This is a genomic window from Bradyrhizobium sp. CCBAU 11361 (assembly GCF_028128935.1).
Lineage (GTDB): Bacteria > Pseudomonadota > Alphaproteobacteria > Rhizobiales > Xanthobacteraceae > Bradyrhizobium > Bradyrhizobium niftali.
In genome coordinates this window covers 60,779-76,630 of record NZ_LBJZ01000170.1, presented here as the reverse complement: position 1 = coordinate 76,630, position 15,852 = coordinate 60,779, and the positions used below count along the sequence as shown (strand labels likewise).

Annotated in this window: 14 protein-coding genes, 1 tRNA gene and 1 pseudogene; 12 read left to right on the top strand and 4 right to left on the bottom strand. The window is 64.0% G+C overall.

Going from position 1 to position 15,852, the window contains the following annotated elements:
* Positions 1-29 precede the first annotated feature (29 nt).
* From XI08_RS18385 to XI08_RS18365, 5 genes are read left to right on the top strand one after another with little or no spacing between them, the layout of a single operon-like run.
* Positions 30-1,667, top strand: a complete 1,638-nt coding sequence (locus XI08_RS18385) for an ABC transporter substrate-binding protein (protein ID WP_271575466.1) — start codon at positions 30-32, stop codon at positions 1,665-1,667.
* Between the two features lies 1 nt (position 1,668).
* Positions 1,669-2,652, top strand: coding sequence for an ABC transporter ATP-binding protein (locus XI08_RS18380; RefSeq protein ID WP_271575465.1), 984 nt, complete (start codon positions 1,669-1,671; stop codon positions 2,650-2,652).
* The gene (locus XI08_RS18375) at positions 2,649-3,641 is read left to right on the top strand and encodes an ABC transporter ATP-binding protein (protein WP_271575464.1); all 993 of its coding nucleotides are present in this window, start codon (positions 2,649-2,651) and stop codon (positions 3,639-3,641) included. The genes XI08_RS18380 and XI08_RS18375 overlap by 4 nt, the downstream gene beginning before the upstream one ends.
* Positions 3,641-4,570: an ABC transporter permease gene (locus XI08_RS18370; RefSeq protein ID WP_271575463.1), complete on the top strand. Its 930-nt coding sequence runs from the start codon at positions 3,641-3,643 to the stop codon at positions 4,568-4,570. The genes XI08_RS18375 and XI08_RS18370 overlap by 1 nt, the downstream gene beginning before the upstream one ends.
* Entirely contained in the window at positions 4,567-5,529 is a 963-nt protein-coding gene (locus tag XI08_RS18365; protein WP_271575462.1) for an ABC transporter permease, read from the top strand. Before XI08_RS18370 ends, XI08_RS18365 begins: the two co-directional genes overlap by 4 nt.
* Positions 5,530-5,576: 47 nt before the next feature.
* Here XI08_RS18365 and XI08_RS18360 read toward each other — a convergent pair whose 3' ends face one another.
* The 3 genes from XI08_RS18360 to XI08_RS18350 form a co-directional block, all read right to left on the bottom strand.
* Complete coding sequence (locus tag XI08_RS18360; protein ID WP_271575479.1) at positions 5,577-6,953, bottom strand: SagB/ThcOx family dehydrogenase; 1,377 nt, start codon at positions 6,951-6,953, stop codon at positions 5,577-5,579.
* Positions 6,954-7,048: 95 nt separating this feature from the next.
* On the bottom strand, positions 7,049-9,295 hold the full coding sequence (locus tag XI08_RS18355) for a TOMM precursor leader peptide-binding protein (RefSeq protein ID WP_271575461.1): 2,247 nt from the start codon (positions 9,293-9,295) through the stop codon (positions 7,049-7,051).
* 697 nt (positions 9,296-9,992) lie between these two features.
* Positions 9,993-10,196 (bottom strand): hypothetical protein, encoded by a 204-nt coding sequence (locus XI08_RS18350; protein ID WP_271575460.1) that lies wholly within the window; start codon positions 10,194-10,196, stop codon positions 9,993-9,995.
* Here XI08_RS18350 and XI08_RS18345 point away from each other — a divergent pair.
* From XI08_RS18345 to XI08_RS18315, 7 genes and pseudogenes are all read left to right on the top strand, one after another.
* On the top strand, positions 10,185-11,054 hold the full coding sequence (locus XI08_RS18345; protein ID WP_271575459.1) for a VOC family protein: 870 nt from the start codon (positions 10,185-10,187) through the stop codon (positions 11,052-11,054). The genes XI08_RS18350 and XI08_RS18345 overlap by 12 nt on opposite strands.
* 199 nt (positions 11,055-11,253) lie before the next feature.
* Positions 11,254-13,104 carry a dihydroxy-acid dehydratase gene (gene ilvD / locus XI08_RS18340; protein WP_271575458.1) on the top strand — a complete coding sequence of 617 codons (1,851 nt, stop codon included), beginning with the start codon at positions 11,254-11,256 and terminating at the stop codon, positions 13,102-13,104.
* 221 nt (positions 13,105-13,325) lie between these two features.
* Positions 13,326-13,649, top strand: a complete 324-nt coding sequence (locus XI08_RS18335; RefSeq protein WP_049823199.1) for a hypothetical protein — start codon at positions 13,326-13,328, stop codon at positions 13,647-13,649.
* Positions 13,650-13,971: 322 nt separating this feature from the next.
* Positions 13,972-14,061: transfer RNA gene (locus tag XI08_RS18330), tRNA-Ser, on the top strand.
* 80 nt (positions 14,062-14,141) lie between these two features.
* Positions 14,142-14,327 (top strand): hypothetical protein, encoded by a 186-nt coding sequence (locus tag XI08_RS18325; RefSeq protein ID WP_271575457.1) that lies wholly within the window; start codon positions 14,142-14,144, stop codon positions 14,325-14,327.
* Positions 14,328-14,774: 447 nt separating this feature from the next.
* Positions 14,775-15,020, top strand: a complete 246-nt coding sequence (locus XI08_RS18320; protein WP_271575456.1) for a hypothetical protein — start codon at positions 14,775-14,777, stop codon at positions 15,018-15,020.
* Positions 15,010-15,233: pseudogene (locus XI08_RS18315) on the top strand (hypothetical protein); the annotation flags it as partial. The gene XI08_RS18320 and the pseudogene XI08_RS18315, both read left to right, overlap by 11 nt.
* Positions 15,234-15,351: 118 nt before the next feature.
* On the opposite strand, the gene XI08_RS18310 reads toward XI08_RS18315, so the two are convergent.
* On the bottom strand, positions 15,352-15,591 hold the full coding sequence (locus XI08_RS18310) for a hypothetical protein (protein ID WP_271575455.1): 240 nt from the start codon (positions 15,589-15,591) through the stop codon (positions 15,352-15,354).
* Between the last annotated feature and the right edge of the window lie 261 nt (positions 15,592-15,852).

The window sequence follows — 15,852 nt, the reverse complement described above, 5'->3', positions numbered from 1 at the left end:
CGACCTCATCAAGGGCAGGGCTTATCGTCATGAACAAACTCACCCGACGCACCATCCTGAAGTCTGGCGGCGCTGCCGCGAGCACGCTTCTCCTGCCGCGCTTTGCGATCGGGCAGGCCGACAACCGTCCGTCGGTGACGATCGCCGTGCAGAAGGTGACAAATTCGAACGTGCTCGACGTGCTGCGCGAGCAATCCAATGTCGGCGAGCGCGTGTTCTTCTCCTCGATCTGGGAGGGCCTGATCTCCAAGAACTGGCGCGGCAGCCTGGAGGCTGTGCCGGGCCTCGCCACCGAGTGGCGTCGCATCGACGACCAGACCGTCGAGGTGAAGCTGCGGCAGGGCGTGAAATTCCACAATGGCGACGAGCTGACGGCCGAGGACGTGGTCTTCACCTTCAGCCGCGAGCGCATGTTCGGCGAGAGCGAGGCCAAGAGCCGCTCCACCATCCAGGCCTTCGAGAAGATTCCGACGCCGCGTCCGGGCAAGGAACTGCCGCCCGATGTGCCCGCGGTCGCCCGCCGCATCTGGCCGGACCTCGTGCGCGTCGACGCGGTCGACAAGTACACCGTGCGCTTCTACAACGCGACGCCTGACGTCACCATCGAAGGCCGGCTGTCGCGCTACGGCTCTGACATCGCAAACCGCCGGGCCTGGGCGGAATCCGCGAGCTATCTCGATTGGGCGCGCAAGCCGATCACGACGGGGCCGTACAAGGTCGTCGAGCTCAAGCCCGACGTCTCGCTGACGCTGGAAGCACATGACGAATATTGGGGCGGCCGTCCGCCGCTCAAGCGCATCCGTTTCCTCGAAGTGCCCGAAGTCACGAGCCGCATCAACGGGCTGCTCTCGGGCGAGTACCAGTTCGCCTGCGACATCCCGCCGGACCAGATCGCCGGCATCGAGAAGAACGCGGCGTTCGAAGTGCAGGGCGGCACCATCCTCAATCACCGCCTGACCGTGTTCGACAAGAACCACGCCCAGCTCGCCAATCCGCTGGTGCGGCGCGCCTTCACCCATGCGATCGACCGCCAGGCCATCGTCGACAGCCTGTGGGCCGGCCGCACCCGCGTGCCGAAAGGCCTGCAGTGGGAATTTTACGGCGACATGTTCAACGCCGACTGGAACGTGCCGGCCTATGATCCGAAGCTCGCGCAGGACCTGTTGAAGCAGGCCAACTACAAGGGCGATCCGATCCCGTATCGCCTGCTCAACAACTACTACACCAACCAGGTCGCGACCGCGCAGGTCCTGGTCGAGATGTGGAAGTCGGTCGGCCTCAACGTCCAGATCGAGACCAAGGAGAACTGGTCGCAGATCATGGAACGTGCCCCGACCCGCGCCGTGCGCGACTGGTCGAACTCGGCCGCCTTCAACGATCCGGTCTCCTCGCTGGTCGCCCAGCACGGGCCGAACGGCCAGCAGCAGCAGATCGGCGAGTGGACCAACGCCGAGCTGAACACGCTCTCGGAGTTCTTGGAGACCTCGACCGACCGCGCGGCGCGCAAGAAGGCGTTCCGCCGCATGCTGGAGATCGCCGAGCGCGAGGACCCCGCCTTCACGGTGCTGCACCAGAATGCGACCTTCACGGCCAAGCCGAAATCGATCAAGTGGAAGGCATCGCCCGCCTTCGCGATGGATTTCCGCGCCGGCAATTTCGAGGTTTGAGGTGTCGCCGCTGGTCAGCATTGAAGGCCTGAGCGTCGCCTTCAACGGCGTGCCGGTGCTGCGTGGCGTCGATCTCGCCCTGGGCAAGGGCGAGGCCCTCGGCCTCGTCGGCGAATCCGGCTCCGGCAAGTCGGTGACCTGGCTTGCCGCACTGGGTCTGCTGCCGCGGCATGCGCGGGTCTCTGGCTCGGTGCGGCTCGACGGACGTGAAATACTGGGCGCGCCCGCAGCTGAACTCGATCGGGTCAGGGGCGGGCGGGTCGCCATGATCTTCCAGGATCCGGCGAGCGCGCTCAACCCGGTGCTGACCATCCGCAAGCAGCTTTGCGAAGCGCTGGCGCTGCATCGCGATCTCTCCGGAGAAGCGGTGAAAGCCGAAGCGCGGCGGCTGCTCGATATCGTCGGCATTCCCGACGCAGGCCGGCGGCTGTCCGCCTATCCGCACGAATTCTCCGGCGGTCAGGTCCAGCGCATCATGATCGCGATGGCGCTCGCCGGGAATCCCGATTTGCTGATTGCGGACGAGCCGACCACCGCCCTCGACGCCACCATTCAGGCCCAGATCCTGGAGCTGCTCTCGTCGATCCGCCGCGAGATGAGCATGGCGATGGTCCTGATCAGCCATGACCTCGGCGTCGTCGCGGAGAATTGCGACCGCGTCGCGGTGATGTATGCCGGCCGCATCATCGAGGAGGCGCCGGCCAACCAGCTCTTCGCCGATCCCGTGCATCCCTATGCGCAGGGTCTGATCGGCGCGCTGCCGCCGCTCGACGGTCCGCGCCGGCGTCTCACCGCCATTCCCGGCACGGTGCCCGATCCCGCGAATATGCCTGATGGCTGCGCGTTCGCGCCGCGCTGTGCGTTGGCGGCTGAGCCATGTGGCCTCGCCGCGCCGAGCCTGGCACCGATCACGAACGACCGTGCCGTCGCATGCATCCGCGCCGAGGCCTCGCGCCGCGCGCTGCTCGGGATCGCCGCCGAATGAGCGCGCCGCTCGTCGAGGTGTCTTCGATCTCGCGCAGTTACAGCATGCGCTCCGGGATGTTTGGCCGCAGCACGGCCGTGCATGCCGTCGACGGCGTGTCGCTGGCCATCCCCAAGGGCGAAACGCTGGGTCTCGTCGGCGAGTCCGGCTCGGGCAAATCCACCGCGGGCCGCATCGTGCTCGGCCTCGAGCCGCCCGATAGCGGCGAGGTGCGGTTCGACGGCAAGCCGATGGCCGCACCCGGGACGGCCGCCTGGCGCGCGCAACGCGCGCGCATGCAGATGATCTTCCAGGACCCGCTGGGTGCGCTGGACCGGCGGCTGCCGGTCGCCACCCAGATCCGCGAACCTCTTGACATTCATGGGGTAGGTGAGCCCTCCGAACGCGAGGAACGTGTCCGCGAGTTGCTGCGGGCGGTCGAACTGACGCCCGCGCATGGCGCGCGCTATCCCGGCGCACTCTCGGGGGGACAACGCCAGCGCATCGTGCTGGCGCGGGCGCTGGCGACAAAACCTGATTTCCTCGTCTGCGACGAGCCGGTCAGCGCGCTCGACGTCTCGATCCAGGCGCAGGTGGTGAATTTGCTCGCCGATCTTCAGGCTCAGCTTGGTCTCACGCTGCTCTTCATCAGCCACGACCTGCGCGTTATCAGGCAGATCAGCAATATCGTCGCCGTGATGTATCTGGGCCGCATCGTCGAGATCGGCAGGGCCGACGATCTGTTCGCGCGGCCGGAGCATCCCTATACGCAGGCGCTGGTTTCGGCCTCGCCGGCACCCGGCCGCCGCAGCGCGGGCCGCATCGTGCTGGCGGGCGATCCGCCCAACCCGGCTGCGCGCCCCCGGGGCTGCGCCTTCCATCCGCGCTGCCCGCGCGCAATCGCGCGCTGTGCGAGCGAAGTGCCGGCTCTCTCGGCCGTGGGCGGCAACAGGCAGGTCGCGTGCCATCTGGTGACGGGTCCGCTGGTCGAAACGCGGGACGCCGCGTGATGGGGCGTTATCTTGCCATCCGGATCGGACGCGCGGCCCTGACGATCGTCCTGGTCGTCACCTTCGCCTTCGTCGTGCTGCGGCTATCAGGCGATCCTGCGTTGATGATCCTGGGACCGGAAGCGCCACCGGAGGTCATCGCGGCCTTCCGCAAAGCTTGGGGCCTCGATGATCCCATCTGGTTCCAGTATCTCGATTACTTCAGCGCCATCGCCAAGGGCGAGCTCGGCCGCTCCATGCGCGACGGCCGCCCGGCGATCGAGCTCGTGCTGGAGCGAATTCCGGCGACGCTGGCGCTGACGCTGCCGGCCTTCGTCTTCAAGGTGGCGCTCGGCATTCCCGCCGGCATCTACGCCGCGCTGCATCGCGGCTCTGCGATCGACCGCGCCGTGATGATGACGGCGGTTGCCGGCTTCACCGTGCCGAGCTTCGTGCTGGCGTTGCTGCTGGTGCTCGTCTTCGCCGTGCAGCTGGGATGGCTGCCGTCGGGCGGACAGGACAGCTGGCGCCACGCGATCCTGCCGATCGCGACGCTGAGCCTCGGCGGCGCAGCGGTGCTGGCGCGGTTCACCCGCAGCGCGATGCTGGAGGTGCTGGGCCAGCCCTACATCCGTACGGCGTCCGCCAAGGGCGTACCGTGGCGCAAGGTGGTGACCTCGCATGCGCTGCCGAACGCGGCGATCCCGACCGTGACCATTCTCGGCTTCATGGTGGGAACGCTGATCGCTGGCGCCGTCGTGGTCGAGAGCGTGTTTTCGTGGCCCGGGGTAGGGCGCCTGCTCGTCGTCGCCGTCGCCAACCGCGACCTCGCCGTCGTGCAATGCATCCTGCTGCTGGTCGCACTGACCATGGTCACGTCCAACCTGGTCGTCGACTTCCTCTACGGCTTCCTCGATCCACGGCTGCGCGCCAGGGGAGCGCATGCATGACCGACGCGACGCTGAAGGATACCGAAGCGTTTTCAAGCGAAGTGGATACCGGTTCGCGTAAAGAAAACGCGTCAAAACTAGAATCTAGAGCCCCGTTCCGATTTCATCGGAACGGAAAGGGCTCTAGTGTCCGCCGCCGCATCGGCCTGCCGGCGATCCCGGTGTCTGTCGCGCTTGCGGTCGGCTGGATCGTCGCGATGCTGGTGATCGCGGCCCTCGCCGAGAAGATCGCGCCGTATGGCTTCACCCAGCTCGACCTGCGCAACCGCCTCTCGGCGCCCGGCAATGTCGCGCACTGGCTCGGCACCGACGAGCTCGGCCGCGACGTGCTGTCGCGGCTGCTCGTCTCGATCCGCATCTCGCTGCTGATCGCGTTCGGCGCCACCGCGATCTCGGCGATCGTCGGCACCACGCTCGGCTTTCTCGCCGCGCATTTTCGCGGGTTCGTCGAGCAGCTCGTGCTGATGCTGTCCGACTTCCAGGCCAGCATGCCCTTCCTGATCATGGCGCTGGCCGTGCTCGCTTTCTTCGGCAATTCGCTGCCGCTGCTGATCGGCCTGATGGGGTTTTTTGGCTGGGAGCGCTATGCCCGCATCGCGCGGGGACTGGCGATCTCCGCCAATGCGCAAGGCTATGCCGCCGCCGTCCGTCAGCTCGGGGCGACGCCGTCTCGGATTTACTTGCGCCACATCCTGCCCAACATCGCCTCGACCCTGATCGTCTCCACGACGCTGGTCTTCCCCGAGGTGATCCTGATGGAGTCGGGCCTGTCCTTCCTCGGCCTCGGCGTGCAGCCGCCGATGACCAGCCTCGGCAACATGGTCGGCTATGGCCGCGAATACCTCACCCGGGCGCCCTGGATCATGCTGGCGCCGGCGACCACCATCGTCATCACCACGCTGGCGGTCTCCGTGATCGGCGACTGGCTGCGCGATCGGCTCGATCCGACGCTGCAATAGCGCGACTGGCTTGAGGCGTGCGCCGATTTGCCGTCGGACACCCGCTTCTAGCCTTGGACCTCCGGTTTTTTGCCGCGCCCGAGCGCGAATTGACCGACCGGGCCCTCGATATGGAATTCCAACTCCGTCATCTTTGCGAACAGATCGATGTTGGTGCTGCCAATGGCGCAGCCGCCGAGGCCCATATCGGTCGCCGCCAGGTAAAGCGTCTGAATCAGGCTGCCGACATCCTTCAGGATCAACGAATATGCGATTGAGCTGTATTTCCAGGAGACCCGGCCAAAACGCGCCGCGATCGTGATGAGGATTTGTGGCTGACCCGGCGCGTCCATGGCGAACTGGGCAGCCTTCAAATGCTCCTGGAGTTGTTGGGGGGAAGCGCTGATCGCGACTAGCGCGTGGCTCCCTGCATCGTAGTGGTAGAGTCCGCGCGCAAGCCCGTCGCAGTTCGCGACGGTAAGGTACAATTCTAGCTCGTACGCGCTGCCCGCTGACGGATAAGGCCTTGTGCTGTAGGTGACGTCGGAACCGCCCTCGAAATACGGCTCGCTCTTCCATTCGGACACAACGCGCGCGGTGGTGTCGAGAAACTGCGCGAGTTCGCCGAGCGTGATCGGATTCTTGTCGTCGAAATCCCGTGTTGAATGGCGTTCGCGCAACAGCTTCGGGAAGGGAGAGTTCGGCTCCGCGGAGGAGAATTTGCGCAGGTCAATCTTGCTGCCGGCCCAGGGCGGACGCACCGCCGGCGGCGGCGGAACGACGCCGGCATAGGTGAAGGCGGCGCCGACCGGATTGGCTTGCCGACCCTCCGTGCTCCGCGTGTGAAACACCAGATCGTGGAAATCCCAGAGTACGAGGTTGCCGTCGCCTTCGTTCACCCGCAGGCCTTGTCCGTCCTTCGCATCGAGCTTGAGCAGGATCTGGCTGTCCAGCAACAGTTCGAGCAGATGGAGGGTGGAGGAAGCTATCTTCTGGTTAAGCTTGCCGATCTTCCGAGGCTGCGACAGCGCAGCAAGGGTGGTGGCGATGGCGGGATCGCCAATCCGGAACAGCGCGCCGGCGCGTGGCGATTCCAGCACCAACTCGTTGCCGCGCCGGCGCAGAAAGGCAAAGCGCGACAACACAACGGTGTCACGGCTGCCCAGCTTCGCGCGCCGCGGCCAGTATTCGGGGACTTGGGGCTCGATGACCACGAAGTCCTGCGTGTTACGCGAAGAGGAGAGGCGGTATTCCAGAAGCCCCTGCCGGGCCAAGCGATGCACCAGGGCGTCGACGTCTCTCGCGAGGGCGCTCTTGCCTGCAAAGGACGCGAGCGGAAGGCCGGTGCTCAGATGTCGCGCGCAGTCCATCGCGGCCGCGCTGAATTGCCCGAGGTTGACGGAATAGTCGCCCAGAAAGGCGGCGACGTTTCCATCCGGCTGCATCTGGAGGGAGAAGTGATGGCTCAATCGGGCGGCAATGTCTGGCGCGATCCTCCTGGTCGGCTTTTTCCGGGGAGCGCGCACGAAAGTGCAACCCTTCAGGTGTGTGGGACGAATGAAGTCAGATCGCTTTCCGGTCGCGGCCGGTCCAACAAACCGAGCTTCACCGGCACATCGTAAAGGCGGCCCGGTGCGAAGCGGCGATAAAAATGACGCAAGCCGGGAACGAGCACTCTGACGACCGGAACCTCGACATCGAGACGCGTCTGGTCGAGGACGAGGAAATCGTAGCCCGCACGGGCTGCGATCTCGACGCAGGCGATGACCTGGTCCCGCGTATTGTCGTGAAGCTTGAGGCTCGGCGCTGGGGGGAGGATAGGGCGATCGCTCGGTGTCAGGAACGGGTAGTCTTCCAGACGCAGCGGTGTGACACCGTCGAGGGTCGGCTTCTCGTCGCTCGCACCGCCCATCATGCTAACGGACATGAATTGGGTCAGCTCGGTGAGGGAGCGCAGCAGGGCTATGCGGCGGTCGAAATGCGCGCCGGAGCCGAACTCGATATTCTCGTGTCCATCCTGCATCCAGTGCATGATCGCCACGTAAGTCGGAATGCCGAGGTCAGTGGTGATATCGAGCACCCACAGCTTGCGCCCGGCTTCCGCAAATTGAGTCTGGAGATCCCGGACATAGAAATCGTCGAACTGCTCGAGGTCGACCTTGGTGCGCTGCACCCGGTTGTACCACCAGATCGCGTAGGCATCGCGCTCGATCAGTTCGAGGAAGCCCTGGACAATCGCTTCGTCGCGGGTGTTGCCGGCCGCGCAGCCGTTGGAATCCGTATGAAAGCCGCCATAGAAGAAGTACAGGAGGCCCGTCGGCAGATATTTGAAGCGTTTGTCGCGCAGCGATGAGACCGGCGACCACTCGGTCCTCGTCGAGGGATCGAACGGCTCGGGAACCGGATGGGGATCGTCCGGTTGCTGGAGAAACCTGTTCTTGAACTGCGTTTCGCTGAAGAGCTGGATATCGTTGGGAAGAAGCGCGTCGCCAGGCGCGAAATCGGCAAATCGACGCGTCGTCCTGATCTCATCGCCCTGGAAAATGCCCGAATAGCGTTCGATCGATTCCATCAGCGCGCTGGCTTCGCCCTGCTCGGCGGTCGAGCCCTTGCCAAAGCTGCCCCCGCTCAATCCGGACCTGAGCTGGTCGATGCTGTGGGCCGGCGCGGAGAAATTGTGCTGGGCGAAGTAGTTGGTGTTCATCGGCAGGTCGACGTCGATTCGTTCGAGCCTAGTCACCACCCCTGTCAGTGGGCTCACATGCTTGCGGAAGCGCGACACCGTCGACCGCGACGTCACGGTGCGATATCCACCGCTGGTCATGACGAGCCTCTTGCCCTCGGCAATCTCGACCAGGGCCGGAGATCGGCGCGGGTTGTTCAGCTTCCTGTTGCCGCAGGTCGGACATTGCGGACGTCGCGTCACGTAGTGCTTGGCGATGGCGGCTCCGGTCAGGTCGAAGCTTGCGATGTGATTGCACAAATCGGTGCGAAAATCCGAGGCAATTGCCTTGGCGATCTCGACGGCCGCAAAATGGATTCCAGTCTGGCCGACGCTTTCTCTGACGAGAGGCGATATGGCAACCGCACGCGCCGGTCCCCGGTCAAGAAACCCCTTGATCTCCCGGTTGCGGATCATGCGATCGAACAGGCAGGTCCAGCAGGCGCTCTCGCCCGGTTTGAACACGGGCCCGACCAGCGGAAACGGGCCGGATGGTTGTACCAGCAACCAGGGCGTCTTGCCGGCCACACGCTCCTGGTTCAGTTCAGCAAGTCGCCGGTCGAGATAGTCGTTCGCCAGCGTGATCGTGAACTTCGGCGCTCGCTTGGCAATTTGAACGCCGAGCTTGCTCAACGCCGCGGTCAGCTCCTTGGCGCCTTTGACGTCAATCGACTCGACCTGGACGGGGCAATTACGAAGATTCTGTTCCGCGACCTCCAAAGGTATGCCGAGGCTTGCCAGGAAACCGCCGACGGCGTCGTGGAACGCTTTCGGGGTCCGCGCAACGACATATCGGCGATCGAGCAGCCGCTTGATTGCTTCCTCGATCTTGTCGACCGGGAAGCGCTTCGAAAGCTGGCGAATGATCTCCGACCTGGCCTTGCCGTGTTGCCCGATCGCGGTGGCGAGGGCGCAGTAGAGTTCGCCGTGCAGGAAGAATTTGCGGTTCTCGGAATAGAGACAAACCGCATCGGGAGGCAATACGTAAGCGGTGAAGTTCGGTGCAAATCGGAGAGTGTCTTGGCGGGTCTGCCGCGCAACGCGGGTCTTGCGAGTTGCAGTCATTGAGTCAGCACGCTGATCCTGTTGCCGTTACGCTAGATCCCGGGCGCAAGACGGATCGTCGCGCCCGCGCCGGCATTTTCCCGGAGAATTGAAACGAATTGGGCCGTCACGCGCAAGCCGCCGATGCAAGCGTCGTAGCGAAATCAAGCAATTGGCCGGACCCTTTCTTGAGGCCGGCCAATGACCTATCAACCCGTGAGTTTGACATTCGGAACGCGCCGAGGCCTAGCACCAGCGGCAGCGGCCCCACGATGCGCAGCAACCCGCGCATGATACGGCGCATCCCACCACACCAACTGCACAACCTGCACATCGGCAACCGACGCCACATCGGCAACTACGGCAACCCCGACAGCCTCTGCAGCCGCGGCAGCCGCCGCATCCGCGCCATGCCAGCTGCACGCGGCTACCGGCGTTTTCCTTGTCGAAAAGATGGAAGGTGGCGAGGCTGACGTCAGCCATTTCCTCTTCATCGAGCGTGATTGCCTGACCCGTTCCAAAGTGCGGCAATTGTTGTGCGTCGGGTGCCGGCACGGCGGACGCCGATGCGCCTCCCGCCAGCGACAACGTCAACCCTGCGGCTCCTAGCGCCGGTACGGCGACTTTGGTTGCTCGCTTCTTCCCTTGAGAAGTCTTCCTCGCCTGCCGCATGGTCGAACCTCCGAGCATTGCAAGAAGCATCCCAGCCGCGGTAAGTCTACGCCCAGGAAATAACGCGAGCAACGATTACGCGCACAAAAACGCGGCGCCGGACGTTCAGGATGTATTCATCTTCATGAACGGCAATCGGCATGGCCAGTTGAGACAACGCATCACCGATCCACGCTTTTGGTGCGCGTGCAGCTTGGTGCAGTGCCGCAAGCGCATCGAATCTTGAACGGAGATCGGCGTGGCAGATCATTCAGGGCGCTTCGCTTGGTATGAACTTCTGACCACGGATGTCGCAGCGGCGGGCGCATTTTATCGCAAGGCCGTCGGCTGGGGCGTGAAGGATGAATCGACCCCGGAACTGCCTTACATGGTGCTTCGTAGCGGCGGCGCTCCGCTGGGCGGACTTATGGATATCCCGGAAGAGGGGCGGAGATTGGGGGCGACGCCGAGATGGATGGGATACGTCGCCGTCGACGACCCGGATGCAACCGCCGCGCAGATCACGCGTCTTGGAGGTGCGATCCTTGTGCCGCCGACCGACACCAATATTGGCCGCATAGCAGTCGTTGCCGATCCGCAGGAGGCGACATTCGGGCTGATCAAAGAACCAGCATATGGCCGACGGAAACCGGGCCGGCTGGACGAGCCGGGGCGCGTAGGCTGGCATGAGTTACTGGCCGCCGACCGAACCGCGATCTTCGCTTTCTACAGAGAACTATTCGGTTGGCAGAAGGCCGACGCTCAAAGCGAACCAGCGGCCTGGTATCAACTGTTTTCGGCGGGTGGGCAGACTGTCGGCGGAATGCTCACGAAACTTCCGAGCGTAGCGCAGCCGAGCTGGCTGCATTACTTCAATGTCGACGACATCGGTGCTGCCACGAAACATGTGAATGCTGGCGGAGGCCGGATCCTCCAGGGTCCGATCGAATTGCCCGATGGCTGCTGGATCGCACGATGTGTCGATCCCCAGGGCGCCCTGTTTGCATTGCAAGGCGCCCGAGGTCAGACAAGCATTGAGCCATCCTCGGCCTCGGAAATCGGCTGGTCCGCCAAGTGGGGTGGCATTGCCTCCCAGGGTAGAATTGTGCTGCCCAAGCCGAAGCGCTAGCTACAGCGTCTGTCCGGCGCTGACGCGACCTTGCAGTAGCCCGCGCCGGGAGCAGGGGAGGCCTGCGAAAGGCCGATCCGGCCCTGTCCAAGCCAAGTTCCCGTTGCACCAACCCACCCCGTGCGCTATCCGGCCGGAAAGGCCTGAGGCGGCTTCCATATTTCCCGCCCGGCCAGCCAAACCGAGGACGGAAACCGCCATGCCAGCCTATCGCTCCCGCACCACCACCCACGGCCGCAACATGGCGGGTGCCCGCGGCCTATGGCGTGCGACGGGTATGAAGGATGCGGATTTCGGCAAGCCGATCATCGCGGTCGTCAACTCCTTCACCCAGTTCGTGCCCGGCCACGTCCACCTCAAGGACCTCGGCCAGCTCGTCGCCCGCGAGATCGAGCAGGCCGGCGGCGTCGCCAAGGAGTTCAACACCATCGCGGTCGACGACGGCATCGCCATGGGCCATGACGGCATGCTCTACAGCCTGCCGTCGCGCGAGCTGATCGCCGACAGCGTCGAGTACATGGCCAACGCCCATTGCGCCGACGGCCTCGTCTGCATCTCCAATTGCGACAAGATCACGCCCGGCATGCTGATGGCGGCGCTGCGGCTCAACATCCCCGCCGTGTTCGTCTCGGGCGGGCCGATGGAGGCCGGCAAGGTCAAGCTCCAGGGCAAGACCAAGGCCGTCGACCTCATCGACGCCATGGTCGCCGCGGCCGACTCCAAGGTCAGCGACGAGGACGTCAAGGTGATCGAGCGCTCGGCGTGCCCGACCTGCGGCTCCTGCTCGGGCATGTTCACGGCCAATTCGATGAACTGCCTCACCGAGGCGCTCGGCCTCGCGCTGCCCGGCAACGGCTCGGTGGTCGCGACCCACGCCGACCGCAAGCGGCTGTTCGTCGAGGCCGGCCACACCATCGTCGATCTCGTCCGCCGCTATTACGAGCAGGACGATGCCTCGGTGCTGCCGCGCAACGTCGCCAACTTCAAGGCGTTCGAAAACGCGATGACGCTCGACATCGCGATGGGCGGTTCGACCAACACGGTGCTGCATCTGCTCGCAGCCGCCCATGAAGGGCAGGTCGCGTTCACCATGCAGGATATCGACCGGCTGTCGCGGCGCGTGCCCGTGCTGTGCAAGGTCGCACCGTCGGTCGCCGACGTGCATGTCGAAGACGTGCACCGCGCCGGCGGCATCATGGGCATTCTGGGCGAGCTCGATCGCGCCGGCCTGATCGACACGTCGGTCTCGACCGTGCATGCGCCGACGATGGCCGACGCGCTGGAGCGCTGGGACATCAAGCGCACCAAGAGCGATGCGGTGCGCACCTTCTATCGCGCGTCGCCCGGCGGCATCCCGACGCAAGTCGCCTTCAGCCAGGAGCGCCGCTACGACGAGCTCGATGCCGATCGCGAGAAGGGCGTCGTGCGCGATCTCGAGCACGCCTTCAGCAAGGATGGCGGCCTCGCCGTGCTCTACGGCAACCTCGCGCAGGACGGCTGCATCGTGAAGACCGCCGGCGTCGATGCCTCGATCCTGAAATTCTCCGGCCCCGCGCGCGTGTTCGAGAGCCAGGACGCCGCCGTTGACGGCATCCTGGGCGGCAAGGTCGTTGCCGGTGAGGTCGTGGTCATCATCTACGAAGGCCCGCGTGGCGGCCCCGGCATGCAGGAAATGCTGTATCCGACGAGCTATCTGAAATCGATGGGCCTCGGCAAAGCCTGCGCGCTCGTCACCGATGGACGCTTCTCGGGCGGCTCGTCCGGCCTGTCGATCGGCCATCTGTCGCCGGAAGCCGCCGAAGGCGGCAACATCGGTCTGGTGCGGACCGGCGACCGTATCGCGATCGACATTCCGAACCGCAGCATTACCCTGGAGGTTTCCGACGAGGAGCTCGCCAAGCGGCGCGCGGCGGAAGAGGCGAAGGGTGACGCCGCCTGGCAGGCGACGGGCCGCAAGCGCAACGTCTCCACCGCGCTCCAGGCCTATGCTGCGCTCACCACCAGTGCCGCGCGCGGCGCGGTGCGCGAGGTGAAGCGGCGCTCGAACTGAGCGCTGCACCGTTCGCGCTTCGCGTGCATGGTCAACGAGTCCTTAGCGGCCGGCGAAAGCCGGCCGTTCGCATTAAGGATGCCTCCACGAAGTTCGGCAGCCCTGGATTTTGCGGCGTATACTGCGGCGACCTTCGCAAATCCATTTCGGGCAACTGGGGCACCGCAATAATGTCTCGTACTCTTGCTGTCGTTTTCTCAACAGTCGTCGCCGCGATTTCGATGACGAGCGCAGCCTCCGCCGGCTGCTACAATTGCTACACGCCGCCGCCGTGCACGACCTGCTATCAGCAGCAATATGTGCAGCCGCAATACCGCACCGTCGATGAGACCGTGATGGTTTCGCCGGGCTCCGTGGTCGCGCATCGCACGCCGGCGCAGTACCGCACCGTGATGGTGCCGCAGACCGTGATGGTCGCCCCGCCCAGCGTCCAGTATGAGCGTATCCCGCCGCAATACGCCACGCGCCAGCGCGTCGAGATGGTCTCGCCGGGCTATTCCTATTACGCCCCGGTGCAGATGGGCTGCGCGTCCTGCGGCTACTGAGCCAGCGCAACAATCAACGAACTTCGCGCGGCGCTCCCATGGGGCGCCGCGTTTTCTTTTGGGCGCCAGCAAACGAGGCCCGGAGATGGAGACGACTCCTACCGGGCCTCGCAACCAGCGACGCCCTGGGAGATGTCGCCAGTGTCCGGGATTGCTGAGGGCACGGCGCGCTGTCGGCGGCCGAGCCTGTTGCCAGGTTAGAGGACCAGGCTGACGCTCGCCTGACAGACCGGCCAGGCGAGGGGGCAGGCTTGCTTCGACGGGCCCAACTTCGCGTTGCCATGCGCCGTCGACTACGTTAAGCGACAGCAATTCCGGGTTTGGAAGGGTGGCCGAGTGGTTTAAGGCACCGGTCTTGAAAACCGGCGTGCCCGCAAGGGTACCGTGGGTTCGAATCCCACCCCTTCCGCCAAAAGACCAGCAAAATCAACAACTTAAGTTCAATCATCCGGATCAGCGTACAAATGAACGTACAACTGTCCGAGACGAACCATGATCGCGCTCGGGGGCCTGATCGCTGGAATGATGGTTGGAATTGTCGCGCGCGAACTTTGGACGCGATGGTGCTTCAATCGCAAAAGTATGCAGACCATCTGCCGCGAGCTCGCTGAAGCCACCAGCGACCCTGTTGAGCGCGCCGCGCTCCTTGAGATTGCAGCCAAATGCAGGAGACGATGAACCAAAAGGCCGCCAACTGAGGCGGCCTTAATGCCTGCTGATCGGCTCAAATCTATCGAGCCTGGTTGCGCCTTCCCAAAGCTCTACCGCGTGCCCGTCTACAAGCAGTCTAGCTCGCTCCCTAGCCTCCGCCTCGTCCTGCACCTCAAGGTCAATTCGAAGCGTTATGTGGCCCTCGCCATCGATTATATATGCGCGAAACTCTCGCATGATCCCGCTCCAAAACACCGCCTCGTTCCGAAGCTGGAACGAGTTTAGAGCCGATCTAAAATTACGTCACTATCGAAATTGGGCCCGCCAGTGTGAACCGGCGGCCTGCGCGCAAGGCACTTAACCCACGACCAGCAGTAGCTCGCGTGCGTTCCGCGCCGCTAGGACTGGAGAATTTGACGCAGGTTCGCCGAGTGGCGTTGGGGAACGTTGGATGGTGCCGTCACTTGGAGAGCAATGACGAGCACGACCATAGTTCTATTTCCCAGCATGCTGAAAGCGCTTCGCCTGGTGCGCGTCCACGGCTGTATGGTCGAGCGCCGCGACGGCCTGTATCATCTTGGCGGCAACCAGCCGGCATGTTCGACGGCTATGGCGGGGAGGATGATTGAAGGCGGCTGGCTGGTGAAACACGGGGAGCGTTATCATCTTACAGAGAAGGGCTGGCGAGCGATCGGAGAAGCCGATTCGGATGCTGGGTAAGCTAGGTGAATCTGGCGGCCGTCCCGTGAAGATCACCTTTGGCGAGATGCGCGAGATGGGCTTGCGTGGCGTCCTGGTCTATTGCCATTGCGGCCATCACGTTGCCTTGGATGCCGACCGTTGGCCTGACAAAGTAAGGCTATCGGATATCGAGCCGCGATTTGTCTGCCAAGGCTGTGGATCTCTCGCGGTGCCGACGTTCGTCCAGACTTCGAGCGGGTCTGGGATCGGACGTATGGTCAATACTGCTCACATCGGAACAAGCGACGTCCAAGTTATTTGAAATTCCCTGATAGGTGTTCCGTTTATGGAGGCTGCAAACCGGGCGGCCTTACTCCGGGAGTTTGTAGACCTCGCCGGGTTGGAGTTTGACCTCTCGAAACAGCCGTCGCTGCCTTTCCGTCAGACTGATGGGTAGCAATTGCGCTGTCCAGCCTTCCGGAACGGCGCAGAGTACCAAGGTCAACGCCTGATCCGGCTTAGCTAACGCGAGCCATGTTTGCTTCTTCGGTTCCTCGTCGTCCGAAGTGACTTCAACGATTGTAAATTCGTTGCCGAAAGACTCTGCCATAGCCTTTAATGCCATGTGGGAGAGGTGGTTTCACCCACACGTTTCCGGATTAGGTCGGTGGGGTTGGGAAACAGGCTTGCCGTTAGATACCGTCCTCCTGATAGGAACCGTCACCATCCGCCCCACTTGATCTGCATGCGTTTCAGACGCATGAGGCTATCTAGTTCCTAGCCCCGAGCGGCCCCAGCCCAAGGCTCTTCCCCCTGGCCTGGGGCCGTTTCTTTGGTGCAAGCGGCCCGGTCAGCGTGAACGGGCGGGCCT